Annotated in this window: 25 protein-coding genes and 2 pseudogenes; 17 read left to right on the top strand and 10 right to left on the bottom strand. The window is 65.2% G+C overall.

Going from position 1 to position 26,370, the window contains the following annotated elements; genetic code table 11:
* Positions 1-6: 6 nt before the first annotated feature.
* A complete protein-coding gene (locus AC5Y7D_RS03120) occupies positions 7-1,464 on the bottom strand; it encodes an NAD(P)/FAD-dependent oxidoreductase (protein WP_499921436.1) in 1,458 nt (485 codons plus the stop codon).
* A 377-nt stretch (positions 1,465-1,841) separates the two neighbouring features.
* Between AC5Y7D_RS03120 and trxA the strand changes: the two genes are divergently transcribed.
* Positions 1,842-2,216, top strand: a complete 375-nt coding sequence (gene trxA, locus AC5Y7D_RS03115) for a thioredoxin (RefSeq protein ID WP_499921434.1) — start codon at positions 1,842-1,844, stop codon at positions 2,214-2,216.
* 9 nt (positions 2,217-2,225) lie between these two features.
* On the opposite strand, the gene AC5Y7D_RS03110 is transcribed toward trxA, so the two are convergent.
* A complete protein-coding gene (locus AC5Y7D_RS03110; protein WP_499921710.1) occupies positions 2,226-3,440 on the bottom strand; it encodes a CaiB/BaiF CoA transferase family protein in 1,215 nt (404 codons plus the stop codon).
* A 269-nt stretch (positions 3,441-3,709) separates the two neighbouring features.
* On the opposite strand from AC5Y7D_RS03110, the gene AC5Y7D_RS03105 reads away from it, so the two are divergent.
* The 5 genes and pseudogenes from AC5Y7D_RS03105 to AC5Y7D_RS03085 all read left to right on the top strand — a co-directional run bounded on the left by AC5Y7D_RS03105 (position 3,710) and on the right by AC5Y7D_RS03085 (position 8,529).
* Positions 3,710-4,987 (top strand): amidohydrolase family protein, encoded by a 1,278-nt coding sequence (locus AC5Y7D_RS03105; RefSeq protein WP_499921431.1) that lies wholly within the window; start codon positions 3,710-3,712, stop codon positions 4,985-4,987.
* A gap of 8 nt (positions 4,988-4,995) precedes the next feature.
* Positions 4,996-5,286: pseudogene (locus AC5Y7D_RS03100) on the top strand (acyl-CoA synthetase); the annotation flags it as partial.
* A 134-nt stretch (positions 5,287-5,420) separates the two neighbouring features.
* Positions 5,421-6,275, top strand: coding sequence for an amidohydrolase family protein (locus AC5Y7D_RS03095; RefSeq protein ID WP_499921429.1), 855 nt, complete (start codon positions 5,421-5,423; stop codon positions 6,273-6,275).
* A 2-nt stretch (positions 6,276-6,277) separates the two neighbouring features.
* Positions 6,278-7,315, top strand: coding sequence for an acyl-CoA dehydrogenase family protein (locus tag AC5Y7D_RS03090; protein ID WP_499921427.1), 1,038 nt, complete (start codon positions 6,278-6,280; stop codon positions 7,313-7,315).
* Positions 7,316-7,320: 5 nt separating this feature from the next.
* The gene (locus AC5Y7D_RS03085; protein ID WP_499921425.1) at positions 7,321-8,529 is read left to right on the top strand and encodes an acyl-CoA dehydrogenase family protein; all 1,209 of its coding nucleotides are present in this window, start codon (positions 7,321-7,323) and stop codon (positions 8,527-8,529) included.
* Between the two features lie 44 nt (positions 8,530-8,573).
* Here the strand turns inward: AC5Y7D_RS03085 and AC5Y7D_RS03080 are convergent, their stop codons facing one another.
* On the bottom strand, positions 8,574-8,822 hold the full coding sequence (locus tag AC5Y7D_RS03080) for a hypothetical protein (RefSeq protein WP_499921423.1): 249 nt from the start codon (positions 8,820-8,822) through the stop codon (positions 8,574-8,576).
* Between the two features lie 61 nt (positions 8,823-8,883).
* Between AC5Y7D_RS03080 and AC5Y7D_RS03075 the strand changes: the two genes are divergently transcribed.
* Both AC5Y7D_RS03075 and AC5Y7D_RS03070 read left to right on the top strand, forming a co-directional pair.
* On the top strand, positions 8,884-9,225 hold the full coding sequence (locus AC5Y7D_RS03075; protein ID WP_499921421.1) for a hypothetical protein: 342 nt from the start codon (positions 8,884-8,886) through the stop codon (positions 9,223-9,225).
* Between the two features lie 5 nt (positions 9,226-9,230).
* A pseudogene (locus tag AC5Y7D_RS03070) lies at positions 9,231-9,674 on the top strand (spore photoproduct lyase family protein); the annotation flags it as partial.
* A gap of 218 nt (positions 9,675-9,892) precedes the next feature.
* Here AC5Y7D_RS03070 and AC5Y7D_RS03065 read toward each other — a convergent pair.
* Positions 9,893-10,960: a YihY/virulence factor BrkB family protein gene (locus tag AC5Y7D_RS03065; protein WP_499921418.1), complete on the bottom strand. Its 1,068-nt coding sequence runs from the start codon at positions 10,958-10,960 to the stop codon at positions 9,893-9,895.
* 152 nt (positions 10,961-11,112) lie between these two features.
* Between AC5Y7D_RS03065 and AC5Y7D_RS03060 the strand changes: the two genes are divergently transcribed.
* Both AC5Y7D_RS03060 and AC5Y7D_RS03055 read left to right on the top strand, forming a co-directional pair.
* Positions 11,113-11,862 (top strand): YoaK family protein, encoded by a 750-nt coding sequence (locus AC5Y7D_RS03060; RefSeq protein ID WP_499921415.1) that lies wholly within the window; start codon positions 11,113-11,115, stop codon positions 11,860-11,862.
* A 74-nt stretch (positions 11,863-11,936) separates the two neighbouring features.
* Positions 11,937-12,254 (top strand): hypothetical protein, encoded by a 318-nt coding sequence (locus tag AC5Y7D_RS03055; RefSeq protein WP_499921410.1) that lies wholly within the window; start codon positions 11,937-11,939, stop codon positions 12,252-12,254.
* A gap of 123 nt (positions 12,255-12,377) precedes the next feature.
* On the opposite strand, the gene AC5Y7D_RS03050 is transcribed toward AC5Y7D_RS03055, so the two are convergent.
* The 3 genes from AC5Y7D_RS03050 to AC5Y7D_RS03040 all read right to left on the bottom strand — a co-directional run bounded on the left by AC5Y7D_RS03050 (position 12,378) and on the right by AC5Y7D_RS03040 (position 15,085).
* Positions 12,378-12,755, bottom strand: coding sequence for a lipocalin-like domain-containing protein (locus tag AC5Y7D_RS03050; RefSeq protein WP_499921408.1), 378 nt, complete (start codon positions 12,753-12,755; stop codon positions 12,378-12,380).
* Positions 12,752-14,389 carry an acyl-CoA synthetase gene (locus tag AC5Y7D_RS03045; RefSeq protein ID WP_499921406.1) on the bottom strand — a complete coding sequence of 546 codons (1,638 nt, stop codon included), beginning with the start codon at positions 14,387-14,389 and terminating at the stop codon, positions 12,752-12,754. The genes AC5Y7D_RS03050 and AC5Y7D_RS03045 overlap by 4 nt, the downstream gene beginning before the upstream one ends.
* Before the next feature lie 78 nt (positions 14,390-14,467).
* Complete coding sequence (locus AC5Y7D_RS03040; RefSeq protein WP_499921403.1) at positions 14,468-15,085, bottom strand: PaaI family thioesterase; 618 nt, start codon at positions 15,083-15,085, stop codon at positions 14,468-14,470.
* A gap of 268 nt (positions 15,086-15,353) precedes the next feature.
* On the opposite strand from AC5Y7D_RS03040, the gene AC5Y7D_RS03035 reads away from it, so the two are divergent.
* Positions 15,354-16,487, top strand: coding sequence for a PHB depolymerase family esterase (locus AC5Y7D_RS03035; RefSeq protein ID WP_499921399.1), 1,134 nt, complete (start codon positions 15,354-15,356; stop codon positions 16,485-16,487).
* A 303-nt stretch (positions 16,488-16,790) separates the two neighbouring features.
* Positions 16,791-17,828 (top strand): TIGR03857 family LLM class F420-dependent oxidoreductase, encoded by a 1,038-nt coding sequence (locus tag AC5Y7D_RS03030; protein WP_499921396.1) that lies wholly within the window; start codon positions 16,791-16,793, stop codon positions 17,826-17,828.
* A 73-nt stretch (positions 17,829-17,901) separates the two neighbouring features.
* Here AC5Y7D_RS03030 and AC5Y7D_RS03025 read toward each other — a convergent pair whose 3' ends face one another.
* Complete coding sequence (locus tag AC5Y7D_RS03025) at positions 17,902-19,398, bottom strand: acyl-CoA carboxylase subunit beta (RefSeq protein ID WP_499921393.1); 1,497 nt, start codon at positions 19,396-19,398, stop codon at positions 17,902-17,904.
* Positions 19,399-19,500: 102 nt separating this feature from the next.
* Between AC5Y7D_RS03025 and AC5Y7D_RS03020 the strand changes: the two genes are divergently transcribed.
* From AC5Y7D_RS03020 to AC5Y7D_RS03000, 5 genes are read left to right on the top strand one after another with little or no spacing between them, the layout of a single operon-like run.
* A complete protein-coding gene (locus tag AC5Y7D_RS03020) occupies positions 19,501-20,520 on the top strand; it encodes an LLM class F420-dependent oxidoreductase (RefSeq protein ID WP_499921391.1) in 1,020 nt (339 codons plus the stop codon).
* A complete protein-coding gene (locus AC5Y7D_RS03015; protein ID WP_499921389.1) occupies positions 20,517-21,752 on the top strand; it encodes a cytochrome P450 in 1,236 nt (411 codons plus the stop codon). The genes AC5Y7D_RS03020 and AC5Y7D_RS03015 overlap by 4 nt, the downstream gene beginning before the upstream one ends.
* Positions 21,753-21,764: 12 nt before the next feature.
* Positions 21,765-22,595: an SDR family NAD(P)-dependent oxidoreductase gene (locus AC5Y7D_RS03010; RefSeq protein ID WP_499921387.1), complete on the top strand. Its 831-nt coding sequence runs from the start codon at positions 21,765-21,767 to the stop codon at positions 22,593-22,595.
* A 35-nt stretch (positions 22,596-22,630) separates the two neighbouring features.
* Positions 22,631-23,071, top strand: coding sequence for a VOC family protein (locus AC5Y7D_RS03005; RefSeq protein ID WP_499921385.1), 441 nt, complete (start codon positions 22,631-22,633; stop codon positions 23,069-23,071).
* Positions 23,068-23,850, top strand: coding sequence for an SDR family NAD(P)-dependent oxidoreductase (locus AC5Y7D_RS03000; RefSeq protein ID WP_499921383.1), 783 nt, complete (start codon positions 23,068-23,070; stop codon positions 23,848-23,850). Before AC5Y7D_RS03005 ends, AC5Y7D_RS03000 begins: the two co-directional genes overlap by 4 nt.
* A gap of 83 nt (positions 23,851-23,933) precedes the next feature.
* On the opposite strand, the gene AC5Y7D_RS02995 is transcribed toward AC5Y7D_RS03000, so the two are convergent.
* Entirely contained in the window at positions 23,934-25,091 is a 1,158-nt protein-coding gene (locus AC5Y7D_RS02995) for a Zn-dependent alcohol dehydrogenase (RefSeq protein ID WP_499921381.1), read from the bottom strand.
* The gene (locus tag AC5Y7D_RS02990; RefSeq protein ID WP_499921379.1) at positions 25,088-26,323 is read right to left on the bottom strand and encodes a cytochrome P450; all 1,236 of its coding nucleotides are present in this window, start codon (positions 26,321-26,323) and stop codon (positions 25,088-25,090) included. Before AC5Y7D_RS02990 ends, AC5Y7D_RS02995 begins: the two co-directional genes overlap by 4 nt.
* Positions 26,324-26,370: the final 47 nt, after the last annotated feature.

The following is a 26,370-nucleotide window of genomic DNA, read 5'->3' as shown; positions in this document are numbered from 1 at the left end:
TACCTTTCACTCGGGGATCAGCCACCAGAACGGGCGTGCTTTGGCCTTGTAGATGAAGAGATAGTGCAGCAGCGCCTTTATCCAGTGGCCTGCCAAACCGAGTTCACCTGAGGTGCCGGCGATATCGCGGCCGGTCTGGGGGTACTTCGCAGGGTCGGGCACCACCGGGAACATCGTCATGGCCGCCGCAGAGCCCTCACGAAGACCAGTGCCTGCCGAAGCGACGCACGCGGCTCCCATGCTCGCCATCGAGGCGCGGTGGGCAGGACTGTTGGTGCCCTTGACGATCCGGTCCCGGATGGTTTCAGCAACCGTCTTGGCCATGACACCTGATGGCATACCGGTACGCGGCGGGCTAGGGGTGATGACAGTCCCGTTGGGACTCTTACGCGGTTTGGATATCGGGTGGGGAGGCGCGAATGCGATTCCCGGGGCGAAGATGTTCGGATAGGCGGTGGACTCATAAGTGTGCGGCCAGTCCTCAGCAGTCCACTCGTCGTAAGGTTTGGCCGAATAGTCCGCGTCCACCTTGAGGAAACCTGATGCGGCGAACAAATCGGAGGTGATGTCGTTGCCGTCCCTGTCGTAGGCGGCGAGACTTGCACCCCTGAACGGCGGAAGCAGCATGGCGAAGTCGAAGTCGAGATCATGCTCTCTGCCGTCGAGTTGCTCGTAGCGCAGTTTGCCGTCCATAACCTCGTGCACCGCGGCCTGGGTGATGGCTTTGACCCCGCGCTCACGGAATAACGACTCGGTCCACAGTCTGCTGGATTGCACGAATCCCTGCTCAACAAAGCTCATGCCACCTACACCAAAGTCGCCGAGTTCGTATTCGTTTGTCAGATAGACGATTTCGGCAAGATCACGCACTCCGGCAGAGCGCAGCGTGTGTTCGACGTTGAAGGCGTATTCGAAAGCCGCACCCTCGCAGGTGCAAGTGCCATGCCCGACTCCGATCACAAGTCGTTGCTTGTGACCGGCTTTCAGCCGGGCGATTACCCCGTCAAGCGCCTTGGCGGCCTCGACGGCGTGGGCAGCGGTGCACACCGAATAGGAGTTGCCCTCAGGGCCGAGTCCGGGGGTGGCCGCGAAGTTCAACTGTGGGCCAGTGGCGTTGATGAGAAAGTCATAGGTGAGGTTGGCGGACTGGTCATGGTGTGCCGCGTCTGTGTAGGTGAAGTCCACCGACGGCGTCGACTGGTCGGTCTTTCCCTCCGGGTGGATCGCCCTGGCGAGCCCTTGGTGGAAGATGATGCCTTTGCGCCGGTATATCGGCCGCAACGGGATGAGTACCTTGGCCGCATCCATCCGACCAACGCCGACCCAGATGTTTGATGGGATCCAGTTCCAGTCGGCGTTCGGAGAAATGACGACCACTTCGTGCTTGCGGTCTAGCCAGCGGCGCAGATGCAACGCGGCGGTGTGCCCTGCGATACCCGCGCCGAGGATGAGGACTCGTGCCATCGGTGCTCCCTTCGTTTCTCCGTCGAGTACTGGCGGGTTCCCTTAGCTATCTACCCTGTGGGGTATATAGGACAGTCAATGCGCCGATTGCTCTGCACTCAGAATGCCTCTGCCGGAGCGGGTTTCCTAGGGCCGAACGGCCTCTGTCGCCGGGGCTGCCGACTGCCTCGGTGGTCGTCCGATGTTATCCGTCGGAATACCGGAGGGGGTATCGATGTTACGAGATGCATGAACGGACAAAGCTACTGGACAAGCTGAACTCGCGGCATCGCGCGCTGCGCAAGACGATGCCCGATCACGCGACGGCCGAGGGTTCGACTCACTGATCGTCCAGCACTTCTCCGTTGCATGTTCACTACGAGAGACAAGGAAGAACAATGACCGTCAAGTCCCTCACCGCCAACGATTTCGAAACGACGATCGTGGCTAACCCGATTGTGCTGGTTGATTTCTGGGCCCCGTGGTGCGGGCCGTGCCGGGCCTTCGCGCCGGTGTTCGAGCGGTCCGCACAGCAGCACGCAGACGTCGTCCACGCCAAGGTGGACACCGATGCGGAGCGAGACCTGGCCGCGACCGTGGGTATCCGCTCCGTTCCCACGATCATGGCGTTCCGGGACGGGATCCTCGTCTACAGCCAGGCCGGAGCGATGCCGCCCGCGATCCTGGCGGACTTGATCGCCAAGGTCAAGGACCTGGACATGAACGAAGTGCGGGCCAAGATCGCCCAACGTAAGGCAGCTGCCAGCGCGTAGCCGCCGGGGTCAGGCGATGGCTCCCGCATCCTTCAGTTCGGCGATGCGGTCCCAGTCCATGCCGATCTCCATCAGGACGATCTCGGTGTGCTCGGAGGCCTGTGGTGCCCGAGAAGTTTCCAGCGGTTCATGGTTGAACTGGACCGGTCCCCGCACCACCTTGAATGGTGCTCCGCCGCTGGCCAATTCGACCTCGGCGATCATGTCGTTGGCGATCGCCTGCTCGTCCTCGGCCAGGTCGAGCAGGCTCTGGAACGGTGCCCACTGGCCCTTCATGGTCTTCAGGTGCTGGCGCCAGTACGCGAACGGCTTGCGGGCTAAAGCATCAGCGATGAGCTTGCCGGCCGCATCGGCGTTCTGGATCAGCGGCAGCACCTCGGAGAAGCGGGGATCGTCGGCCGCCTCCGGGATCCCCAGGTGCTCGAACGTATCCCGGATCAAGCCGGTCGGGCTGATGATGCAGAGGTTGATGGTGCCTCCGTCGGAGGTCAGGTAGTTGCCCATGAACGGATTCACCGAGGGCGCAAGAGAGCCGGGCATGGGTGTTCGCATCACCTGTCCCGTCTCCATGCCCTGGGTGACGCTCGCGCCCGCCGCCCACCAGGCGGTGCTCAGTAGCGACACGTCGAGTTCGAGGGCCTCCCCGGTACGTTCCCGGTGCAGCAGCGCCGCCGATATGCCCCCGGCGATGAACATGCCGCCGATGGAGTCGCCGAACGCGGGAATGCCCTGTCCCAGTGCGCCGCCCAGTTCGGCCGGGGTCAGGGCATATCCCACGCCACTGCGGGTCCAGAATGCCGTTCCGTCGTACCCACCGGTCCCGCGCTCGGGGCCCTTGTCGCCGTACGCCGAACCGCGGGCGTAGACGATGTCGGGATTCGCCGCGCGGATGTGCTCGACGTCGAACCTGTTCTTCTGCCGTTGCGCGGGCAGGTAATTGGTGAGGAAGACGTCGGAAACCTTGGCCAGTTCGTAGAGCACTTCCTGACCGCCGTGCGTCGACACGTCGACACCGACGCTGCGCTTGCCCCGGTTGGGATGCTCCATCAGGGGATGGCGGTCAGGATCGATCTGGATGCCACCCATGTTGAGAAAGCCCCGCTGGGTGTCTCCGCGCGCGGGATGCTCGATCTTGATGACGTCGGCTCCCCAATCGGCGAGGATCGCTCCGGCGGCCGGAACGAAGGTGAACTGCGCAACCTCGAGGACGCGGATGCCCTCCATCACCCTGATCATCGGCAAACCTCTTTCCTGCGGCCACGTCGACGTGAGACCTACTGTAGTCAGTACCGTATGTGGCTACCTATGTCCCGGGTGCCACCACGGCCCTGCGGCATGGGTGAATCGCGCACACACAGGTCCTTTGATCAGGCATTCCTCGGATTCTGAGCAGCCTCGGCGGTCATTGCAGAAAGCAGTACCGATAGGTATACAGTATGTACTGGCAGCCGCGCGTCGGCGGGCCGGTGGCTCACTGGGGAAGGACGTCCACGATGGCAACGCTGGGCTACCAGGCGATCGACGTCGACAATCACTATTACGAACCGATCGACTCGTTCACGCGGCACCTGCCCAACGAATTCAGGCGGCGCGGCGTGCGGATGTTGCGCGACGAGAAGCGCACCTGGGCGGTGATCGGCGAACGCGTCAATCAGTTCATCCCCAACCCGACCTTCGACCCGATCATCGAGCCGGGCTGTCTGGATCTGCTCTTTCGCGGCGAGATTCCCGAGGGCGTCGACCCGGCGTCGCTGATGAAGGTCGACCGGCTGGCTGATCATCCCGAGTACCAGCACCGGGATGCCCGGGTGCAGGTGATGGACACTCAGAATTTGGAGACGGTATTCATGCTGCCGACCTTCGCCTGTGGCGTCGAGGAGGCCCTCAAGACCGACATCGACGCCACGATGGCGTCGGTGCATGCGTTCAACCAGTGGCTTGACGAGGACTGGGGATTCGACCGGACCGATCATCGCATCATCTCGGCGCCGATCATCTCGCTGGCCGACCCCGGCAAGGCGGTCGATGAGGTCGAGTTCGTGCTCGGCCGGGGCGCCAGGATGGTCCTGGTACGTCCCGCGCCGGTGCCCGGGCGTGTCCAACCGCGCTCGCTGGGCGATCCGTTGCACGATCCGGTGTGGGCGCGGCTGGCCGAAGCCGGTGTCCCCGTCGGCTTCCACCTCAGCGACAGCGGGTATCTGGCGATCAACGCCTTGTGGGGCGGCAAGGCCACCTTTGAGGGATTCGGCAGGAAGGATCCACTCGAGCAGGTGCTCCTCGACGACCGTGCGATCCACGACTCGATGGCCTCCATGATCGTGCACCAGGTCTTCACCCGTCATCCCACGCTGAAAGTCGCCAGCATCGAGAACGGTTCGTACTTCGTCTACCGCTTGATCAAGCGGCTGAAGAAGGCCGCCAACACCGCGCCGTACCACTTCAAAGCGGACCCGGTGGAGCAGCTGAAGAACAACGTCTGGATCGCGCCCTACTACGAGGACGACGTGAAACTGCTCGCCGAGACGATCGGGGTGGGCAAGATTCTGTTCGGCTCGGACTGGCCCCACGGTGAGGGGCTTGCCGATCCCATGTCGTTCACCGCCGACATTCCGCAGTTCCCCGAGTTCAGCCCGGAAGATGTCCGGAAAGTCATGCGCGGCAACGCGCTTGACCTGTTGGGTGCAAATTTCTCAGGCGCGACTGTGAATGCCGCGACGCGACCCGCGGCCGGGGCGTCGACGGATTCACAGTCGCGGCACGCGTCGGTGTAGCAAGCCCGATGAGCGAGTGGACCATCGGGGCGGTACTGGACACGGTTGCCGACGCCGTGCCCGATCGGGTGATGACCGGCTGTGACGCCCGCCGCAGCACGTTCGCCGAATCCGCGGACCGGACCCGCCGACTCGCGGCTTATCTGGCCGGCAGGGGGTTTGGCGTTCACGCCGAACGTGCGGGGCTGGCCAACTGGGAATGCGGTCAAGACCGGGTGGCACTGTTCATGCACAACGACCCGTACCCCGACATGGTCATCGCGTGCCTGAAGGCGCGGGTGGTGCCCGTCAACGTCAACGCGTTGGCGCGATTCACGGTGCCCAAGGTTTTCCGCGCGGTCGACCGGGTAACCCGGCTCGGCAACGGCAAAGCCGACTACCGATGGGCCAGGTGTCACGCCGAATCCTCAAGCGCGGCAGGGACAGCGCAGCAATGACGCAACCCCCGCCCCGGCCGGTCATCGACTGTCTCGTCAACGTGCATTTCGGCGAAACGGAAGTACAGCCCGCGTTCATGAACAACGTCCGCGACGACTACTTCAATGGCCCGCAGTCGATGTTCGATCCCGTCGACCTCGCCGAATTGCTCGACGAGATGGACGAACACGGGGTGCGCAAGGCCATTCTTATGGACAACCTGCCCAAACCCTCGGTGACCGCGCGCAAATTCGTCGGCGAACGTCCCGATCGGTTCGTTCTGGCCATGGGCGGCATGAACCTGCTGCGTCCGGTGAAGTCGTTGCGGGAGCTGACAGCGGTAGCTGCTGACCTGCCGGTGGCCTACGCGGTCGTAGGTCCCAGCTTCTGGGCCGACGGTCAGTACCCGCCGAGTGATGCGGTGTACTACCCGCTGTACGCCAAGTGCGCCGAGATCGGGTTGCCGCTGTGCGTCAACACCGGTCTGCCCGGGCCGCCGATCCCCGGTGAGGTGCAGAACCCGATCCATCTGGACCGGGTGTGCGTGCGCTTCCCGGAACTGCAGCTGTGCATGATCCACGGCGCCGACCCGTGGTGGGACATCGCGATTCGGATGCTGATCAAGTACCGCAACTTGCGCTTGATGACTTCGGCGTGGTCGCCGAAGCGGTTACCGGACAGCCTTATTCACTACATGCGCACCCGCGGTCCGGATAAGGTCATTTTCGCCTCCGACTGGCCGGTGCTGCGCCAGCACCGGGTGGTGCCCGAGGCCAACGCCCTCGACCTACCCGCCGCCGTCCTCGACAACTACCTCTACAACAACGCCAACGAATTCTTTTTCGGCGCCGACACAGATCAGGAACGGTAACGATGGATCGCTACGAGTTACGCCGAATCGACTACAGCCTGACCGAGGATCATCGGGCCCTGCAGTCCGCCTACCGCCAGTTGCTGGCGACCCATTGCCCGATCGAGACCGTATGGGCCGCGCAGGAGACGGGGTTCGACAAGAGCCTCTGGGAGCGGTTGTGCGCCATGGGTGCCACCTCGATGGCAGTGGGGGAGCCCGCGGGCGGTGACGGAGCGACACTGGTGGATCTGGCACTGGTCGCCGAGGAACTAGGCCGGGCGCTGGCACCGGTGCCCTGGATCGACCACGTCTGTGCGGCGCGCCTGGCCGAGCGGTTGGGCGCCGTGACATCCGAGGTGGTCGAGGGAAACCGGATTCTCGGCCTGGACATTGCCCCGGAACCTGTTGCGGGGCGCCGTCTCGTCCCGTCTGCCGCCGTTGCCGACGGCCTCGTCGTGCGCGACGGTGACGAGCTGATCCTGCTGGGTTTCGCCACCCGGCCCGAACGGGTGCCCAACCTCGGCCAGCTGCCCATGGCCTGGGTTGATCCGGACACGGCCGATTCGCGGACGGTGCTGGGGTCAGGCCCGCAGGCCATTGCGGCGTACCGTCGCGCCGTCGACGAATGGCGGGTGCTGACCGCCGCCGCGCTGACCGGCCTGGTCGAGCAGGCGATGACGATCGCCGCAGAATTCGCCAAGTCGCGATACACACTCGGCGTACCGATCTCGACGCTGCAAGCCATTTCGCATCCGTTGGCCAACATGGCGATCAGCGTTCAAGGCGGTCGCAACCTCGCCCGTCGCGCCGCATGGTTTCTCGACAACGAACCCGACCAGCGGCCCGAACTGCCCGGGTGCGCCTTCGTCTTCATGGCCGAAGAGTCGCCCAAGGCGGCGACCATGGCGGTACATATCCAGGGCGGTCTCGGTGTCTCGGTGGAAGCCGCCGCGACGGCCTATCTGGTCCGGGCCCGGGGCTGGGCGCTGGCCGGAGGCGACCCGGGCTTGACCGCCAAACAGGTCGGGCGCATGGTTGCCGAGCGGGAAAGTGCTTAGTCGCAATGGATTTCACCCTCGTCGAGCTCGACGACGACGACCAGGCTTTCCTGGCCGAGGTGCGCGCCTTTCTCGCCGAACACGTGACCGACGAGGTTCGCCGCCGCGACCGGGAAACAGGTGACAACTTCGACGAGGGTGTGCATCTGGCCATCGGCGCGGCCGGGTATCTGGAGAAAGAGTGGAAGCCGTTGTCCGACGGCGGTTTCACCAGGGTCCGTCGCCGCATCTGGGAACTGGAGAAACGACGGGTGCACACCCCGTGGGTGACATGGGGGACCACGGCGATGGTGGCGCGGGCCGTCGCCGCATTCGGCAAACCCGAACTCGTCGAAGAGGTACTGCCGAGGGTCTTCACCGGAGAGGTGCGGATGTGCCTGGGTTACACCGAGCCCGAGGGCGGCTCGGACATCGCGACATGTAAGACACGGGCGGTGCGGGAGGCCGATGGGTCGAGCTGGATCATCAACGGCTCCAAGATGTTCACCACCGGCGCACACAATTGCCAGTACGTCTTCTTGATCACCAACACCGACCCGCAGGCGCGAAAACACAAGAGCCTGACCATGTTTCTGGTCCCTCTTGATCTACCCGGCATCGAGATCCAGGGCATCCGCACCGTCGACGGCGACCGGACCAACATCGTCTACTACAGCGACGTCCGGGTCGACGACAAGTACCTACTCGGTGAGGTCAACGGCGGATGGACGGTGTTGCGCGGCCCACTGAACGCCGAACACGGCGCCGTCGCGGTCGCGCCGGACGGGTTGCAGGATGTGGCGATCATGCAGCACCAGACCGGCTTCATGGCTGCGGCGGTGGACGCCGTGGCGGCCCGGGTCGGACAACCCGATCCGAACGGTGCGCGCCCGATCGACGACGGGTCGGTGGCATATCGGTTGGGCCGCAGCGCGGCTCGGCTGGAGGCGGCCCTGTCGACTCCGAGCATCTTCGGCAGGGTCGCCCAGGCGCAGACCATGCGTGACGTCGGGCCGGACCTGATGGACATTGCCGGCCCCGCCTCCGTGCTTCCGATCGAGACGGACGGCGCCGCTGACGATGGAGCGTCGGAGTATCTCTACCGCTTTGCCCCCCTGGCCGGGATCTACGGCGGCACGCTGGAGGTATTCCGCAACATGATCGCCCAGCATGTGCTCGGGCTGGGCAAGCCCAACTACTCACCACCCCTGCCGAGCAGACACGAAATCGCATGAATTCAGGCGATTAGGTGCGAGTTTGCGACTGCTCGCCCTAGAGGTCAGGTGTGCGCTGTGGGACTTTGCGCCGACTCCCACTTCGATTCCAGCGACCTCTTGACAGTGGCGCCGGCCGCCAGGGTGATCTGGAAAGTTTCGCCGTCGTCGCCCTCGAGCGTGACAACATACTCCGACTCGGCAGAGTCCATGAACACCACCTTGTAGGACTTCTCGCCCGACCCGCGGTCGACGGAGATGACGTCGCCGGGGGCGACGTCATCGATTGGGTCTGCTCCTGAGATTTCGGCCATACCCTCGAAGGTAGACGATCTACGGGGAACGGTGCCGACGGCGCCAAGGTTGCAGCTGACGATGACTTCGACTCTCGCCGATCGACTTCTGGACATCCGACGGACCTACCACGAGCCCGGTATCGACCGGCTCCCGCGCGCCCGCCAGGTCTTTGACCGGTTCCCCGATGCCGAGCGTATCGAGGTCCCCTCGCATCAATCGATACCCGGTCTGTACGGCAACGAGGGCTGTGTCGACGACTGGGTGCGTACCAAACGCGAAGTGCTGGTCCTGGGAGAGAGGAAGAGCCTGACGGCTCGCCGCAACGAGCGGTCGAGCGACTGGATCGCACCCTCGACGGCCAACGGCTGCGCGATGGCCTGCTATTGCTACTCCCGCGCCGGAAGGGCTACGCGAACCTGATCACGGTGTTCGCCAACATCGAGAAGATCCTGGGCTATCTCGAGCGGCACGCGGCGCGCCAGGGAGTGAAGGCGGTGCCGAACCAGTGCGACCCCGTCGACTGGGTCTACGACATCGGCGAGAACAGCGGCTGCTCGGCCGACGCTCTCGTCTCCGACAACGTCCGGGATCTAGTTGAGCTGTTTGCCCGAATTCCGAACGCGAAAGCCAGTTTTGCGACGAAGCTGGTCAACCCCGAACTCCTTCGGTACGACCCGCGTGGCCGCACCCGGATCTGGTTCAGCCTGATGCCCGAGGAGACCTCACGCGCGGTCGACATCCGTACCTCCAAGGTGGCCGACCTCATAGCCGCCCTGGACGATTTCGTCGACGCGGGCTACCAGGTGCACCTCAATTTCAGCCCGGTCATCGTGCACGAGGGTTGGCTGGACGACTCGGCGGCGCTTCTCGAGAGGATCGTTGACGGCACCGACGAGCGCACCCGGCGGCAACTGGCGGCCGAAATCATCTTCCTGACTCGCAACGAGGGCCTGCACGAGGTCAACTTGTTCTGGCATCCCAAAGGCGTACAAGAGCCCGTGGCAGGGACGCTGGGTGCTGCAACTGACCGACCTGATCGCGGCCAAGATACCGCGGTGCCTGGTGCGATACGCGTTCTGAGGCGTTCTTATTCGCGCCTGCCCCGGGTGCGGCGTAACGACCGGCCGCGCCTGACGTCCTTCTTCTCGGCGGCTTCGCTCTTCGCCAGCACGTGTGTGTCCTTGGGGGGCAGCTGCAACTCGCGCTCGGCTTCGATGCCCGCCTGCAGTTGTCGCCCCCGTTCCAGCTCGGCATCGAGTTCGGCGCCGAACAACAGCGCCACGTTGGTGATCCACAGCCACAACAGGAAAACTATGACGCTACCGAGCGCGCCGTACGTCTTGTTGTAACTGCCGAAGCGGCTGACGTAGAAGCCGAATCCGACCGAAGCCGCGGCCCACACCACGATGGCGACCGCCGCGCCGATGCTGAGCCAGCGAAATCTCGGCTGCTGCACGTTGGGGGTCGCGTAGTAGAGGATGGCCACCACCAGGGTGACGATCGCCAGTATGGCCGGCCACTTGGCGATCGACCATGCTGTTTGCGCGGCGCTCCCGATCCCGGCGGCCCGCCCGACGGCCTCGGTGATCGGACCGCTGACCACCAGCATCAACGCCACCGCGGCAGCCAGCATCAGGCCGGCCAGGGTCAACACCAGCTGCAGCGGCCGCAGCTTCCAGACCGGACGCCCCTCGCCGATTTCGTAGACACGGTTCATCGCCCGTCCGAACGCGCCGACGTACCCCGACGCCGACCACAGGGCGGCGAGCGCGCTGAACACCAGGGCAAGGCCGGCCGAGGGATTGTCGACCACCTGCTGGATCGGTTGGCGCAGCATGTCGACCGCCGATGCGGGGGCTACCCCGCCCGCCACCTCGAGCAGCGCATCGGTGGTGCGGCGGCCCTCACCGACGACCCCCAGCAGCGAAACCAGCACCAACAGCGCCGGGAATACCGATAACACCGCGTAATACGTCAATGCTGCGGCCAGGTCGAGGCACTGATCTTTGCGGAACTCGTACGCGGTCTTGCGCAGCGCGAACAACCACGACGCCTTGGTCAGGTCGTCCGGGGAGTCCGGTTTGCGCGGATCGTCGGGATCGGGCGCGTGTGCCCGCTTTTCCTCGGGTGCAGCGTCGGGCTGGGCTCGGGCCATACCATTCGATTCCCCCCGACGCAGGGGTCCACACCCGCCGCGCGTGTTTTCCCCGCGGCGTTCCCAAGAATCGCCCAAGAATCCTCCAAGCCCGCGACGACAGCATGGGGATCGGCCACCACCGAAGGCCGATCACCTGGGGAGGAACACGGATGCAGACCGAAGCCGACCGAGAAAGCCCAACGCGCGGCTCCCGTTCGCTGACTCCGCAAGGGCGCCTACTCGGGTATTGCGCGGCATTGGCATTCAACGCGGGATTGGTGAACGCGGTTGCGCTGATGATCCTGGCCGTACCGGTTGGCAACCTCACAGGTGTCACCACTCAGCTCGGCATGGACACCGCCAACCCCTGGCGTTATGAGAGCCACGTACTCATCGCCATTCTGTCCGGGTTCCTGGTCGGGTCGGCCGTCGCCGGCGCGCTGCTGACATCGCGCCGGGTGCCGCTGGGTGCACGTCACGCGATCGTGCTGACGATGCAGGCGTTGCTGCTGTTGCTGGCCGCCGCCGGAGTCGAAGAAACCGCCATGGACACGGGGGTGCAGGCCCTGCTGGCCGCGGCAGCCCTCGGCCTGCAGAACGGGCTCACATCAAGCTTTCGCGGGATGACGGTGCGCACTACCCATTTCACCGGCACCATTACCGATCTTGGACTCATGATCGGCCGTAGCCGCAGGCACGGCATCGACAGGTGGAAGGCGGCGATCCTGTCGGTCACCTTGCTGCTTTTCCTGGCCGGCGGCGTAGCCGGGATAGTGGCCGGGGCGCAGTTCGGGGGATACGCACTCTTGATCCCCGCCGCGATCAGCCTGGCGCTGGGCTGCGCCGATGCACTGCAGATCCGCGGTTGCCAAGCCATACCGGCACCGGTTGCCGCGGTGGTCGCTTCCAGCCCGGCCTGAGATCCCGCGCGGCCGGTCAGGACGGGCGGGGCCGCGAAGCCGTTCACTGCGCTTCCCGCGGTCTGCTCAACAAGGTGTGCACCCCGCGGGCCATCCAGGCGCTGCGACCTCTGGTTACGCAAGTCGTCGACAAGTATCTGGCGGCAGTGGATCCCGGGGGTTTCGACTTCGTCCAGGATTTGTCAGCACTGTTCCCCTTCGACGTGATGACCATGTTGCAAGGGGTGCCGGAACAGGATCGACAACGGATCCGGTTGTGGATCGACGATCCGCTGCACCGCGGGCCGGGCGAAGTCGAAATGAGCGAGGCCGGACAGAAGTCCGCGGTCGACATGGCCATCTACTACCGGCTGATCAGCGACGTCGGGAGAACCCGGGTGACGATCTGCTGAGCAGGCTGATCCAAGCCGAGATCGAACGCGAACGACGGTGTGATGGCTCCGTTGGAGAACGTCGAAATCACGCTGCACACGCGTCAACATGCAGAATGTGGCCGGCTGGTGCAACGTGGCGGGTTAGCTTTCGCGGCGCCAGACCAGGGTGTTGTGTGTGGTGCTCCCGTCGGCGGTGAGGCTCGCCGCCAACGTCAGCCGGTCGCCCTCGACCCGAGCGTGCCGAAGCTGCGGGTGCAGCAACAACTCCGGCATCGTCGCGATCATCACGTGGTGGGTGACCGTTGCCGCTGCTTCGTCGACGTCGAACCGTCCTCCATAAGACACGAATTCGTCGGTGCCCGGTATCAACTGGGCGGACATGTGACCGTCGGCGGTATAGAGGATGAGACCGGTGGGATGCTCGCCGAACGGGTGCCGGACGTCGCCCGTCGCAGCGTCGCGCGAAACGAACGACTCCAGCACCCAGCCACCCAGTAGCGCCTGCCGCAGCTCACTCACGGGTTCAGTGCCTGCTCCCGTGCCCAGCGATAGTCGGCCTTCCCCGACGGACTGCGCTCGATCATGCTGCGGAATACAACGGCCTTGGGCAACTTATAGCGGGCCAACGACTGACCGGCGTGCGCAACCAGATCCTGCGCCTCGGCATGGGCGCCTGCGGCCAGCGCCACGACGGCCACCACTTCCTGACCCCACCGCTCGCTGGGCCGGCCGGCAACCACGACGTCGGCCACCGCCGGATGCGACGCGATCGCGCTCTCCACCTCCTCGGCGAAGATCTTCTCGCCACCGGAATTGATCGTCACGGAATCACGACCCAGCAACTCGATGTGACCGCCCTCGCGGTGGCGGGCGCGGTCACCGGGAACCGCGTAGCGCACACCGTCGATCACCGGGAAGGTCGCGGCCGTCTTGGCGGCATCGCCCTTGTAGCCCAGGGGCACATAACCGCGTTGCGCCAGCCAGCCGATGCCGTCATGGCCGGGTGGCAGGATCGACGAAAGATCCTCGGCCGCAACGAAGGTATCCGGACCGGCGTTGAATGTACCGGTCGACACCGCTCCCGCGGTCGACATGTGATGCATCTGGGCGCCGGTCTCCGAGGACCCGACCCCGTCGACGATCATGGCGTTAGGCAGGGCATCGATCAGGCGTTGCTTGACGTACGGCGTGAGCAGGGCGCCACCGTTGGCGACGACGAACAGCGACGACACGTCGGCGGTGCCCTGCTCGATGGCGGCGACCAGCGGGCGCGCTATCGCGTCGCCGACGACCGTCACCACCGCCACGCGCTCGCGCTCGATGGTGCGGACCACGTCGTCGGCGTCCAGATGGTCGACGACCGTGGGGAAGACGATGGTCTGCCCGGTCGTCACGGCCATCATCACCGTCCACTGCGCGGCGCCGTGTATCAGCGGTGGCAGCACCATCACTTTGGTGCCGGGACCGGCCGTCACCCGCGCCACGATCTCGTCGACCGAATTCACGAACTGGCCGCTCATCAGGTCACGGCCGCCGAACGAGGTCATGAAGATGTCGTGCTGGCGCCAGAGCACGCCTTTGGGCATGCCGGTCGTGCCGCCGGTGTAGAGCACATACAGGTCATCGGGTGAGGGCTGCACCGGCGGAGGCTCGACGGGGCCGGCCACGACGCTCTCGTAATCGACTGCGCCGTAAAGTAATCCGTTCCCGGAGTCATCAGCGATCTGAATGAGCACACGCAGATTGGGCAGATCCGGCAACACCTCGGCCACCCGTGGCGCGAACGCGGCGTGGTACAGCAACGCGGTCGCGCCGGAATCCGCCAGCAGGTACTGCAGCTCGCTTTTCACATAGCGGTAGTTGACGTTGAACGGAGCGACCCGAGCCCCGAAGCTGCCGAACAGCGCCTCGACGAACTCGTTGCCGTTGTAGGCGTACAGGCCCAGCAGATCCTGGCCGGTCTCGTGGCCGGGAAGGGCGGAACGCTCAGTGTGGCAGCCCAGTCCCTGGGAGTGCAGGTAGGCGGCCAGTCGGTTCGACCGCTCGATGATCTGCGCGTACGTGAAGCGCTTGCCGCCCTGGATCACCAGTTCGCGGTCGGGTATCGCGGCGGCGACGGCCGCGGCGACAGCGGGCACAGTGAATTCAGGCACAACTTCCTTCCCTGCCGAGCAGACACGAAATCGCACATCCAAGCCCCGCAGCGTGCGATTTTGTGTCTGCCCGCGACATCACGGTTGGTGGGGGAGCAGGCGGACCATCAGGCCGCTCGCCTCGGTGAGTACCGCACCATCGGAGCTTGTCATGCTCGCCGCGATGAACACCTTCCGGCCTTCGATTCGGTCGATGTGGCCCCGGGCGGCCAGCGGTGCATCGATCGGGGTGATCTTTCGGTAGTCGACGTGCAGGTACGCGGTGCGGGTGGGACGGATATCGGCGCCGGTGACCACCATGCCGAACAGCCAGTCGTAGAACAACGGGATCATGCCGCCGTGCACCGCGTGGTTTCCGCCGACGTGGGATTGGGTGAAGTGTCCGTGCATGGCGACCCCGTCCGGCCCCGATTCGGTCAGGGTCCACGGCGGCATGAGCGGATGGCCCAGTCCGGGGATCTCCAGGACGCGGCCGGCCGGCACCTCGATCTCGGACACCCGATGGGATTCCAAGACGGCACAGGCACTTTCGATGTGCGAGCGGGCAGCGTCCCAGCCGGCGGCATCGGGGTTGGTGGAGACGGTAAGGTCCTGCAGGCGGCGCAACTCGCTGATGTAACGCTGCAGCCCTGGTGGTGCGTCCAGTGGCCGCACGTCGGGGAACCCGCCCCGGATCTCGTCGGCTGTTTCTGTCATGGCGTTCCTTCAGCCGTGCAACGGCCGCACTTCGCCGACACCGGACTCGAGTGGCCAGCCGATCATGAGCCAACCGGTGACCTTCCAGGTGGACGGAACCTTCACCCCGGCACCTCCCGCCGTCTGATACTAAAGTCGTTACAGTATAGATTTCAGCAGATCGGCGGACTCAGCCGGTGTCGCAAGGAGCGAGATGACCGAAGCGCTTGCCGACGCGGCTTCGCGGCCAGCGGCTACACCGGATCCAAGCTGAGGTAGGTGATCGGTCATGTCGTGGGCGCTGCGTGGACTGGGCATCACCCGGGAACTGGGCATGGTGTTGCCGCGAACGGTGTTGGGTTTCAACGAGTCCACCCGATTGGTACCCGAGGCTCCCCGCGGGGTGCGCCAATTCGGTGAAGTGTTCCTGGATGAGCTCGTGTTGACCGGGTTTTCGGTGCTCGGGGGCAGCATTCCGAGGAACATCCGATCGGTGGACGCCTGCAACGCGGCGGCCGAGGAGTTGTCGGCGCTGGGCATCGACGGTGCACACGCCGAACCCGCGCCGCTGCGGGTGCGCGCCATCAAGCGCCGCCGGGTCGCCGGACTGTCCTACGAGCGCATGTCGTTCGACCATGATCCTGCACTGCCGCAAACGCTCGTCGACGAGGGATTCGGCGGCCCGTCCCGGGCGGCGGTACACCTGTGCCGCCATCGTGACGGCCCCCGGCCCTGGCTGATCTGGATCCACGGTGCCGGACAGGGCGGAGCTGAGGACATGCTGATGTCGCGTATCGACCGGATCCACCGCGGGCTGGGATTCAATGTCGCGATGCCGATCCAGCCCGGCCACGGGAGTCGTCGCGGATATTGGCCGGCCTATCCGGACATGGACCCGCTGGGCAACGTGGCGGGCATGATGCGGTCGGTCTCCGAGGTCCGTGCGGTGGTGCGGTGGGCGCGACGGCAAGCCACCGCTGTGGTGGTAGCAGGGGTTTCGATGGGTAGCCCGGTGGCCGCACTGGTCTCGCATCTCGAGCGCCAGGTTGACGCGGTGGCGCTGTACACGCCCATCCTGGGGCTCAACGCGATGATCGCGCGACACCTCGGGCGCTCGGGCTCGTCGCACAGCGACTACCGGCGGTTGCTGCAATCCGACGTGGTCTCCCGGCTCACCACGGTGATCGATCCGCTGACGACCGACCCGGCACCGCCGCCGCGGCGGCGGCTGATCGTCGCCGCGCGACACGACAGGATGGCGATGCTGGAGCCGGCCCTGGTATTGCAGGAGAAGTGGGGCGGCCAGCTGCACTGGTATGCGGGAGGTCATGTCAGCCACGTGTTCTCCCGCCGCGTGCAGGCCATCTCCGAACGATTTCTGCGCGAGGTCAGGGACGACGTGGCGCAGCGGACATCCGATTGATGGGCGCGGTGCGGAATGCGCGCGAGGTGGAAGAGCTCCACAACCTGGTGGTGCGGAAAGAATTCGACCTGCAGCGCGCCGGGGAATTGTTGGCTGACAACGTCATTCGTCACGAGGTGGGTAAGTCACCCGCGCTGATCCACCACCAGGCGGTGCAACGCGTCGCCGACATGTGGCCGGTGTGCGACTCACTGCGAGTCGAACCTCAACATCATCCTCGGGGTGACGACGGAGAGCAGGTCGGCGTCGTCTATGACTCGACCATCACGGTCGGTGGCACCGAAACCAGCAAGGAGTATGGAGATGACGGAACGCGTGCTCGACGAACTGGGCTACTACCTGCTGGCCGGGGCGGGGGGCGAGGGGCCGGCGACCCTCATGGACGAGGCGCGCCGCGGCGAAGAACTCGGGTTCGGCACCGCGTTCATCTCCGAACGCTGGAACGTCAAGGAGGCGTCTTCTCTGGTCGGGGCGGCGTGCGCGGTGACCACTCGCATGCAGATCGCCACCGCCGCAACGAATCACAATACCCGTCATCCGCTGATCACCGGATCTTGGGCCACGACCATGCACCGGCTCTCGGGTGGACGGTTCACCTTGGGCATCGGTCGCGGTATCGCCGCGATCTATGGGGCGTTCGGCATACCGGCGGTGACGACCGCGCAGATGGAGGACTGGGCACAGGTCATGCGCCGGCTGTGGCACGGCGAGGTCATCTTCAATCACGACGGGCCGATGGGCAAGTATCCGATCCTGTTCCTCGATCGCGACTTCGACGAAGACATTCGCCTGGCGCTGGTCGCTTTCGGTCCCAAGACGCTGGCGCTGGGTGGCCGCGCTTTCGACGACGTCATCCTGCACACGTACTTCACCCCGGAAACGTTGCGGCGATGTGTGTCGACGGTGAAGTCCGCCGCCGAGCAGGCGGGTCGTGACCCGGACAGCGTGCGGGTGTGGTCGTGCTTCGCCACGGTCGGTGACCACCTGTCCGAACCGTTGCGATTGAAGAAGACCGTCGCTCGGCTGGCCACTTACCTGCAGGGCTACGGCGATCTCATGGTCAAGACCAACGACTGGGACCCCACTGTGCTGCAACGGTTTCGGGAGGATCCGGTGGTCACCTCGATCGCCGGCGGGATCGATCACAAAGCCACGCCGGAGCAGATCGAGCACATCGCGACCCTGATTCCCGAGGAATGGCTGGAGCCGTCGGCGACGGGTTCGGCCCAGCAGTGCGCGCAGCGCATTCGGCGCGAGTTCGATTACGGCGCCGACGCGGTGATTCTGCACGGCGCCACGCCCGACGAGCTAGAGCCGGTGCTATCGGCCTACCGCACCTAAACCCGCGAGCAGACACAAACTCGCATTGGAACGCGCGCTCCACCCTGATTTTGTGTCTGCTCGCGCAGTGAAATCACGGCAGGATCACGGTGCGGGTCACCGGTTCGGCAGCGGCCTGCCGCGCCGACAGCGCGCGCCGCAGCGCGGCCAGCAGCGCGTCCCGGGTCTCCCGCGGGTCGATGAGCTCGTCGAATCCGAAGCCCTCGGCCGAGCGGAGGGACGCCTCCAACTCGGCATCGCGCAGTTTGGCAGTCAGGTCCGCACCGGCGTGCGAGGCCCGGCTCAGTGCGGCCGCACTCATTGCTCCCATGGTGGCGCCCGGGTAGGCGAACGTGGCGGACTGGTGGTCGAAGCCCAGCAACGACATCACCATGGAGCCGAAGCCATAGGCCTTGCGCAATGTCAGATGCAGCTTGATCGTCGTCGCGGCGGTCTGTGCGGCGAACATCCGCCCGCCGCTGCGGAGCACTCCGGCTCGCTCGGATCGGCTCCCCGGCAACATTCCCGGGTTGTCGGCCAGGAAAACGATGGGCAGGTGGAAGGAGTCGGCGACCAGGATGAAATGCGCTGCCTTGTCCGCGGCATCGGCGTCGATGGAACCGGCCAGCACCTGCGGCTGGTTGGCGACCACTGCCACGGGATGGCCGCCGAGATGCGCGAGCGCGCAGATGATCGCCTTGCCGAACGACGGCTGCACCTCGAACCAGTCGGGGCGATCGAAGACCACGTCGAGCACCGCCCGCATGTCGTAGACCCGACGGCTGTCGCGGGAGACGATGTTCAGCAACTCCGGTGTCGGACGTGGCGCGGTCGTTTCCTCGGCGGGCATCGCGGCCGGATACGACCAGGCGCTCGCCGGGAAGTACGACAGATAGCGGCGGATCTCGTCGAGCACTGTCTCGTCGTCCTCGGCGACGTTGTGGATCACCCCGCTGGGTAGCGCCACCTCCGGTCCCCCCAGATCCTCCTTCGAAATGTCCTCTCCCGTCGACTCTTTCACGACCGGGGGGCCGGCGGTGAAGATGGTGCCGTGCCGGCTCATGATCCGGAAGTCGCAGATCGGGGCCACCAGGGCGCCGTGTCCGGCCGAGGGCCCGAGCACCGCGGCGACCGTCGGCACCCGACCCGAACATTGAGTCTGGGCAAGGAGATCGGTGGGCGTGCGTCCATAGTGTCCACCGGTGGGTCGAAAACCGGCCCCATCGAGCAGCATCACCAGCGGGATGCGGTCGCGCAACGCCAACTCCGCGATCCGGTACCGCTTGGAATTACCCCCCGGCCCGATGCTTCCGGCCAGAGTCGTGAAGTCCTCGGCGCCCACCATCACCGGCGCCGCGTTGATCAGGCCCGAGCCGGTGACGATCGCGTCCGCGGCCACGTCACCGCCGACCAGGGTGCCGATCTCGCGAAACGTGCCGGAGTCGAGGAGTCGCTCGATGCGGGACCGCGCGTCCAGTTTGCCTTTGCCGCGGTGCTTGTCGAGGCGCTCGGTCCCACCCATGCCGCGCGAGTGCCGGCGGCGGCGGTCGAGATCGTCGAGCGTCTCCTGCCAGTCCTCAGAATTGGCCATGCCTGCGGTCCTCACTCGAAATGCTTACTCTAGCTGCCCACCATCAGTCGAGGCGCGGCTTGACGTTGACCCTACCGAATTGCTTACTGTAGCTTTTGCCCAATGGTGAGCGGGGGCCTCAAGATCGACGGTGGCATACCCAACAGGCTGGACCGGGTGGTCGAAGCGGCCCGCGATCTGGAAGCGCAGTCCTACGACGGCGGCTGGACCGCCGAAACCAGTCACGACCCGTTTCTGCCGCTGCTGCTGGCCGCCGAGCACACCTCGCGCATCGACCTCGGCACGAACATCGCGGTGGCGTTCGCCCGCAACCCGATGACCGTCGCCAACCTGGCCTGGGATTTGCAGGCCTACTCGCAGGGCCGCTTCATCCTCGGGCTGGGCACCCAGATCCAAGCTCACATCGAGAAGCGTTTCAGCATGCCGTGGAGTCATCCCGCACGCCGGATGCACGAGTTCGTCACCGCGGTACGGGCCATCTGGTCGGCGTGGAAGGACGGCACCAAGCTCCGATTCGAGGGTGAGTTCTACACGCACAAGATCATGACCCCGATGTTCACACCGGAGCCGAACCCCCACCCGCTGCCAAAGATCTTCCTCGCCGCGGTCGGTGAGGCGATGACGGAGATGTGCGGAGAAGTCGCCGACGGCCATCTCGGTCACCCCATGGTTTCGAAGCGCTATCTCACCGAAGTGACGATGCCGATCCTGCTGCGCGGCATTGCCCGCTCTGGCCGCGACCGAGGCGATTTCGAGGTGTCGGCCGAGGTGATGGTTGCCACCGGCACCAACCAGGACGAGCTGGCCACCGCAATGGCGGCCACCCGTAAACAGATCGCGTTCTACGGGTCCACGCCGGCCTACCGCAAGGTGCTCGAGTTGCATGGCTGGGGCGATCTGCACGAGGAATTGCACCGTCTTTCCAAGGCAGGCGAATGGGACACCATGGGATCGCTGATCGACGACGACATACTCGGGACGTTCGCGGTCGTCGGACCGGCCGGCGACGTCGGTGCCGCCCTTCGTGAGCGATGCGAGGGTGTGGTCGACCGCGTACTGCCTATTTTCTATGCCGCCGCGCCGGATTGTATTCGGTTGGCGTTAAGCGGGTTTCGTCGATGAGCGCGGCTAAGATTGATGAGGCCGCCAAGTTGCTCGCCGACCCACAGGCCTACACCGACGAGCGGCGGCTGCATGCGGCTCTCACCCATCTGCGTGCCAACGCGCCGGTATCGCGGGTCGAGGTGCCGGGCTACCGGCCGTTCTGGGCCATCACCAAGTACGCCGACGTGATGGCCATCGAGCGCAACAACCTGCTTTTCACCAACTGGCCGCGGCCGGTATTGGCGACGATCGAGGGTGACGAGATGCAGGCGGCCGCGGGCGTACGAACCCTGATCCACCTCGACGACCCGCAGCACCGGGCGGTGCGCGCCATCGGGTCGGATTGGTTTCGGCCAAAAGCAATGCGAGCGCTGAAGATTCGGGTCGACGAGTTGGCGAAGCGCTACGTCGACAAGATGGTGGCGGTCGGCCCTGAGTGCGACTTCGTGCAGCAGGTCGCGGTCAATTTCCCGCTCTACGTGATCATGTCGCTGCTCGGCATTCCGGAGGCGGACTTCCCGCGCATGCTCAAGCTGACCCAGGAGCTGTTCGGCAGCGACGACAGCGAATACAAGCGCGGTTCATCGGCGCAGGACCAGTTGCCGGCGCTGCTGGACATGTTCGGTTACTTCAACGGGGTTACCGAGGCTCGCCGCAAGCACCCGACGGAAGACCTCGCGTCCGCTATCGCCAACGCGCGCATCGACGGTGAGCCGTTGTCGGACATCGAGACGGTGTCCTACTACCTGATCGTGGCCACCGCCGGTCACGACACCACCAGCGCCACCATCTCCGGTGGGTTGCACGCGCTGGTGGAGAACCCGGACCAGCTCCGCCGACTGCGCGACAACCTCGATCTGATGCCGCGGGCTACCGAGGAGATGATTCGCTGGGTCACCCCGGTTCGGCACTTCATGCGTACCGCCGCCGGCGATACCGAATTGCGTGGAGTCCCGATCGCCGCCGGCGAATCGGTGCTGCTGTCATACGTGTCGGCCAACCGCGACGAAGCAGTGTTCGACGATCCGTTCCGGTTCGACGTCGAACGTGAGCCCAATAAGCATGTGGCGTTCGGGTACGGCGTGCACTTCTGCATGGGCGCGGCGCTGGCCCGGATGGAGGTAAGCAGCTTCTTCACCGAATTGCTGCCCCGACTGCGATCCATCGAGCTGGCCGGCGATCCGCAACTGGTCGCCGCGACCTTCGTGGGGGGTCTCAAGCACCTGCCTGTTCGGTACTCGCTGGCATAGGATGCCACCGATATGAGCAGGACTATTGTCATCACTGGCGCCAGTGACGGCATCGGCGCCGCGGCCGCGCGCCAGTTAAGTCGAAGCGGTGCGCACGTTGTCGTCGTCGGCCGCTCGCAACGCAAGACCACCGCCGTGGCAGGGCAACTTGGCGCGGATTTCTTTGTCGCCGACTTCGCCGACCTTGCCCAGGTGCGGGCGCTGGCCGACCAGATCCGTTCCGAGTACTCGCGCGTCGACGTGCTGGCCAATAATGCGGGCGGCATGTGCAGAGAAGTGGAAATGACCGCCGATGGCTTCGAAAAGACTTATCAGGTGAATTATCTGGCGCCTTTTCTGCTCACCACACAGCTGATGGACATGCTCGTCGACTCCCGCGCGACCGTCGTCAACACCACCAGCTCGTCGCAGCGGCTGCTGCCCAGGGTCACGGTCGCCGACCTGGAGCGCACCGCGGCTCGCCGGCCCGGGATGGCCTATGCTCTCACCAAGCTAGCAATTGTGTTGTTCACCAAGGAATTACATCGTCGACATCACACCGCCGGACTGTCCGCCGTCACCTTTCATCCGGGGTATGTCAACTCCAACTTCGGCGAAGCCTCAGGGTCGCGGTCCCTGATGTTCATGAAAAAGTACGTTCCGGTGACGGCCCGATTCACCGCCACCGCAGACCAGGGCGCCGAACAACTGACCTGGCTGGCGTCCAGCACCCCGGGTGTCGACTGGCAGCCGGGCGAGTATTACTCCAGGCGCAAGATCTCGAAGGCCAACCGCAGCGCCTACGATCCCGTGCTGGCCACCCAGCTCTGGGACCGCACCCTGGCTGCCCTGAGCCGGAGCTGACGGTCATACTGGGTGCCCTATCGGAAGGGGAATTCGTGCTGGGTGTTCATCACGCCGCCATCTGTACCGCCGACGTCGGACGGTCGTTGCGCTTCTGGCGAGACGGGCTTGGGCTGACCGAATTGTTCGATCACACTTTCACCGGTGATTGGCCAGAGCTGTTCGGGGTCAGGACCGATCAGCTGAGATCGGTCTTCCTGGGTGATCCGCAGACGCCCGATTGTGGCATCGTCGAGTTGGTCGAGTTGTCCGGTGCCGAGGAGACGCCGCGAGGCTACTCGGGACCCCGGCACGGCTTCTTTCTGCTCTCGTTGCAGCGGGAGGTGGACGCCACTCTGGCCACGCTGGCAGAGCTCGGCTTCACCGAGGGCGTCCGTCAGATCACCATGCCCGCGCCGGCGGGCAAGACCGTTCCGATGGCGGTGATCACCGCGCCGGACGGCGTGCTGGTCGAGTTGATCGGGCCCGCGGCGTGAGCGCCTCGGTGGCGCTGGTGACCGGCGGCGGGTCCGGCATCGGGCGGCAAACCGCCGCGATGTTGCGCGATGCCGGCCACGACGTCGTCGTTTGGGATGTGGCCGGCGGCGACATCGATTGCGACATCACCGATCTCGACGGCGTCACGGCCGCGATGGAGCGAACCGTCCGCGAGCACGGGGTGCCGACCCGGGTGGTGGCATCCGCCGGTATCGGATCGTCGGGTCTGCTGCTGGCCATCGATCCGGCCGAATGGCAGCGGGTGCTGGCGGTGAATCTGACCGGCACCTTTTACACGATCCGGGCGGCCGCCCAAGCCATGGTCGATGCCGGACTGGAGGGCTCGATCGTTGTGGTGTCAAGCATCAGCGGCACGGTAGCGGACCGGGATATGGGTGCCTACTGCGTATCGAAGGCCGGACTGGACATGCTGGTGAAGGTCGCCGCCGTGGAGTGGGGTGTGCACGGCATCCGTGTCAACGCAGTCGGGCCGGGCGTCACCCGGACTCCGATGCTGCCGGACGCCGAGAAGTGGCCGGCCTGGGTCGAGGGCATGTCCAAGCGGACCGCGCTGCGCCGGCTGGGCGAGCCCGGCGACGTGGCGCAGGCCATCGTCGGTGTGCTCGAAATGTCCTGGGTGACAGGTCAAGTGCTGCATGCCGACGGCGGGTTGTCGCTGCACAGCCCGATCGACGCCTACGGTCAGGTCGAGAAGCTGATGCGGCTCAAGAAGCTGCAGGAACTGCACAAGGCGAAGCAGCAGGCGGACGGCGCGTAGCGCCGACTGCGAATTTCACGACACCCCGCCGCGTGTCGCGTCGCAGAATTCACACTCGGCGGGTGGGTGGGGCGGCGGCAGGGCTAGTTGATGCCGTAGTCGATCACGCCCCGCACGATCTCGCCGTTGAGCAGGTCCGCGTACGCCTGATTGATGTCCTCGAGGCGGTAGCGCCTGGTGATCATTTCGTCCAGTTGCAGCTGCCCGGTCTGATACAGCCTGGCCAGCCGGGCGATGTCGGCCTTGCCGTTGCACGAACCGAAGATGGTGCCCGCCAACGTCTTGTTCATCAGGATGAAGTCCTGCAAGTTGATGTTGACCGAGTGCGTCAACTGCGACGTCATGCCGGTGAGCACACAGGTGCCGCCCTTGCGGGTCAGCGCCACCGCGTCGCGCACGTCGTCGGCGGTGATCAACGACGGCGAGACCACCACCGCGTCGGCCATCACCCCATAGGTCAGCCCGCGGACCAGGTCGGTGGCCTCGGCCACCGATGCCACGCTGTGGGTGGCGCCGAACTGCAGGGCCGACTTCTGCTTGAACTCGACCGGGTCGACGGCGATGATCTGCGCGGCGCCGTTGATCCGGGCACCCTGGATCGCGCCGGTGCCGATGCCGCCGGCGCCGATGACGACGACGGTGTCGCCGCCGCGCACCCCGGCCCGGTTGGCCGCCGAGCCGTAGCCGGTCGGGATCGCGCAAGACAGCAGGGCGCTGGGTACCAGCGGCAGGTCACGCTCGATCTTGATCAGCGAATTGACCGATACCACAGTGTGTTCGGCGAAAGCACCCACCTTCGCCAAGTGGCCTAGGGGGCGTCCGTCGGCGGTGTGATGACGGAAGGTGCCGTCCGTGGGCATGCCCGGGACCATGGTGCCTATGCCGGTGTCGCAGAGGTACTCCATGCCGGTGGCGCACCAGCGGCACTGCCCGCAGACTGCGACGAACGACATCACCACGTGGTCGCCCACCGCGAAATCGGTGACGCCAGGGCCGACTTCGCGCACGATGCCCGAACCCTCATGGCCGCCGATCATCGGGAACATGGTCGGCAATCCCAGGGCCTTCATCACCTCGTTGGGCGCCGACATGTCGCCCTTGAGGATGTGGTCGTCGGAATGACACAGCCCCGCTGCGGCCATCTCGACCAGCGCCTCACCGCCCCGCGGAGCGTCGAGTTCGATGTCTTCCACCGACCACGGTCCGCCGATGCCGTGCAGGATCGCCGCGCGGCTTTTCATGCTCGACTGTTCAAGGGGCTGAACGTGACGGGAAGCTTGTTGGGGGAGCGGAAGACCAGGCCGACGATCTTGGACTCCTCGCCGGTGCCGTCGTCGGGGACGAACTTCAGATCCTTGACCCGGTCGAACAGGCTGTTGAGCATCACTCGTGTCTCCAGCCGGGCCAGGTGCATGCCCAGGCACATGTGAATGCCGCCGGCGAAGGCGATGTGGGCCTGGCGCGGGCGGCGGATGTCGAAGGAATTCGGTTCGGTCCAGCGGGTTTCGTCGCGGTTGGCCGACCCCATACACATGTCGATCTGTGCGTCGGCCGGAATCGTCTTGCCGCCCAATTGAATTTCCCGGGTGGTCGTGCGCATGACCATGGTGAGCGGAGTCTCGTAGCGCAACCCTTCCTCCATCGCCATCGGTATCAACGACCGGTCCTGGGACACAATATCCAGCTGCTCGGGGTGGGTAAGCAGCGAGTGCAGCAGGTTACCCGACGACCGATAGGTGGTTTCCAGTCCGGCCGGCAACAGCAGACGCAGGAACGCGATGATGGCCTCGTCCGTCAACTTCTCGCCGTCGATCTCGGCGGCCACCAGGTCGCCGATTATGTCGTCAGTGGGCTTGCGGCGGCGTTGTTCGACTTGGTTGAGGAAGTATCCGTGCAACTCACCGGCGGCGGTCAAACCGGCCATGATGTCGGTCGAAATCGAGATCAGATCCATCGAAAGACGACGGAACATGTCGAGATCTTCACGTGGCAGCCCGAGCAACTCGGAGATGATCCGGGTGGGGAACTCGAAGGTCAGCGCCTTCACCAGATCTGCGTGACCCTCTGTCTTGATCTCGTCGATCAACTGGTCACAGACCGGCCCGATGACCGACGGCTCCCAGCGTTCCAGGGCGGTGGCGCGAAACGCCTTGGCCACCAGGCTGCGATGGTCATGGTGCTCCTTGCCGCCCATCGCGAGAATCGTGTGGCCCATCACCAGACCGATGGTCTCGTCGTATTTGGCCGAGGTGAACGTCTTGTCGTCGCGGAACCCCTGATAGACATCGTCGTAACCGAACAGCACCCACTCATCGCTGGGCCGCAATTCCTCCGGTACCTGCTCGGTGTCCATGAGTCCGCCGTGCCACACCGGGTCGGTCTTGCGCATGTACTCGAAGAACGGGTAGGGACTGTTCTCGCCGGTGAAGTCGAGCGCGACGGGCGCGCCTTCTTGGTCGGTGCTGAGCGTCATCAACGCTCCTCCCTGAGCAACCAGTTCGCCCGCGCACGCAGGCTGGA

It is taken from the genome of Mycobacterium sp. NGS49 (genome assembly GCF_059812565.1).
Note: the sequence above shows the minus strand (reverse complement) of the source record. Positions and strands in the feature narration are given on the sequence as shown.

Coding starts and splice junctions, on each gene's coding strand:
- AC5Y7D_RS03120 (WP_499921436.1), bottom strand. CDS start 1,464: ATGGCACGAGTCCTCATCCTCGGCGCGGGTATCGCAGGGCACACCGCC.
- trxA (WP_499921434.1), top strand. CDS start 1,842: ATGACCGTCAAGTCCCTCACCGCCAACGATTTCGAAACGACGATCGTG.
- AC5Y7D_RS03110 (WP_499921710.1), bottom strand. CDS start 3,440: ATGGAGGGCATCCGCGTCCTCGAGGTTGCGCAGTTCACCTTCGTTCCG.
- AC5Y7D_RS03105 (WP_499921431.1), top strand. CDS start 3,710: ATGGCAACGCTGGGCTACCAGGCGATCGACGTCGACAATCACTATTAC.
- AC5Y7D_RS03095 (WP_499921429.1), top strand. CDS start 5,421: ATGACGCAACCCCCGCCCCGGCCGGTCATCGACTGTCTCGTCAACGTG.
- AC5Y7D_RS03090 (WP_499921427.1), top strand. CDS start 6,278: ATGGATCGCTACGAGTTACGCCGAATCGACTACAGCCTGACCGAGGAT.
- AC5Y7D_RS03085 (WP_499921425.1), top strand. CDS start 7,321: ATGGATTTCACCCTCGTCGAGCTCGACGACGACGACCAGGCTTTCCTG.
- AC5Y7D_RS03080 (WP_499921423.1), bottom strand. CDS start 8,822: ATGGCCGAAATCTCAGGAGCAGACCCAATCGATGACGTCGCCCCCGGC.
- AC5Y7D_RS03075 (WP_499921421.1), top strand. CDS start 8,884: ATGACTTCGACTCTCGCCGATCGACTTCTGGACATCCGACGGACCTAC.
- AC5Y7D_RS03065 (WP_499921418.1), bottom strand. CDS start 10,960: ATGGCCCGAGCCCAGCCCGACGCTGCACCCGAGGAAAAGCGGGCACAC.
- AC5Y7D_RS03060 (WP_499921415.1), top strand. CDS start 11,113: ATGCAGACCGAAGCCGACCGAGAAAGCCCAACGCGCGGCTCCCGTTCG.
- AC5Y7D_RS03040 (WP_499921403.1), bottom strand. CDS start 15,085: ATGACAGAAACAGCCGACGAGATCCGGGGCGGGTTCCCCGACGTGCGG.
- AC5Y7D_RS03035 (WP_499921399.1), top strand. CDS start 15,354: ATGTCGTGGGCGCTGCGTGGACTGGGCATCACCCGGGAACTGGGCATG.
- AC5Y7D_RS03030 (WP_499921396.1), top strand. CDS start 16,791: ATGACGGAACGCGTGCTCGACGAACTGGGCTACTACCTGCTGGCCGGG.
- AC5Y7D_RS03025 (WP_499921393.1), bottom strand. CDS start 19,398: ATGGCCAATTCTGAGGACTGGCAGGAGACGCTCGACGATCTCGACCGC.
- AC5Y7D_RS03020 (WP_499921391.1), top strand. CDS start 19,501: ATGGTGAGCGGGGGCCTCAAGATCGACGGTGGCATACCCAACAGGCTG.
- AC5Y7D_RS03015 (WP_499921389.1), top strand. CDS start 20,517: ATGAGCGCGGCTAAGATTGATGAGGCCGCCAAGTTGCTCGCCGACCCA.
- AC5Y7D_RS03010 (WP_499921387.1), top strand. CDS start 21,765: ATGAGCAGGACTATTGTCATCACTGGCGCCAGTGACGGCATCGGCGCC.
- AC5Y7D_RS02995 (WP_499921381.1), bottom strand. CDS start 25,091: ATGAAAAGCCGCGCGGCGATCCTGCACGGCATCGGCGGACCGTGGTCG.
- AC5Y7D_RS02990 (WP_499921379.1), bottom strand. CDS start 26,323: ATGACGCTCAGCACCGACCAAGAAGGCGCGCCCGTCGCGCTCGACTTC.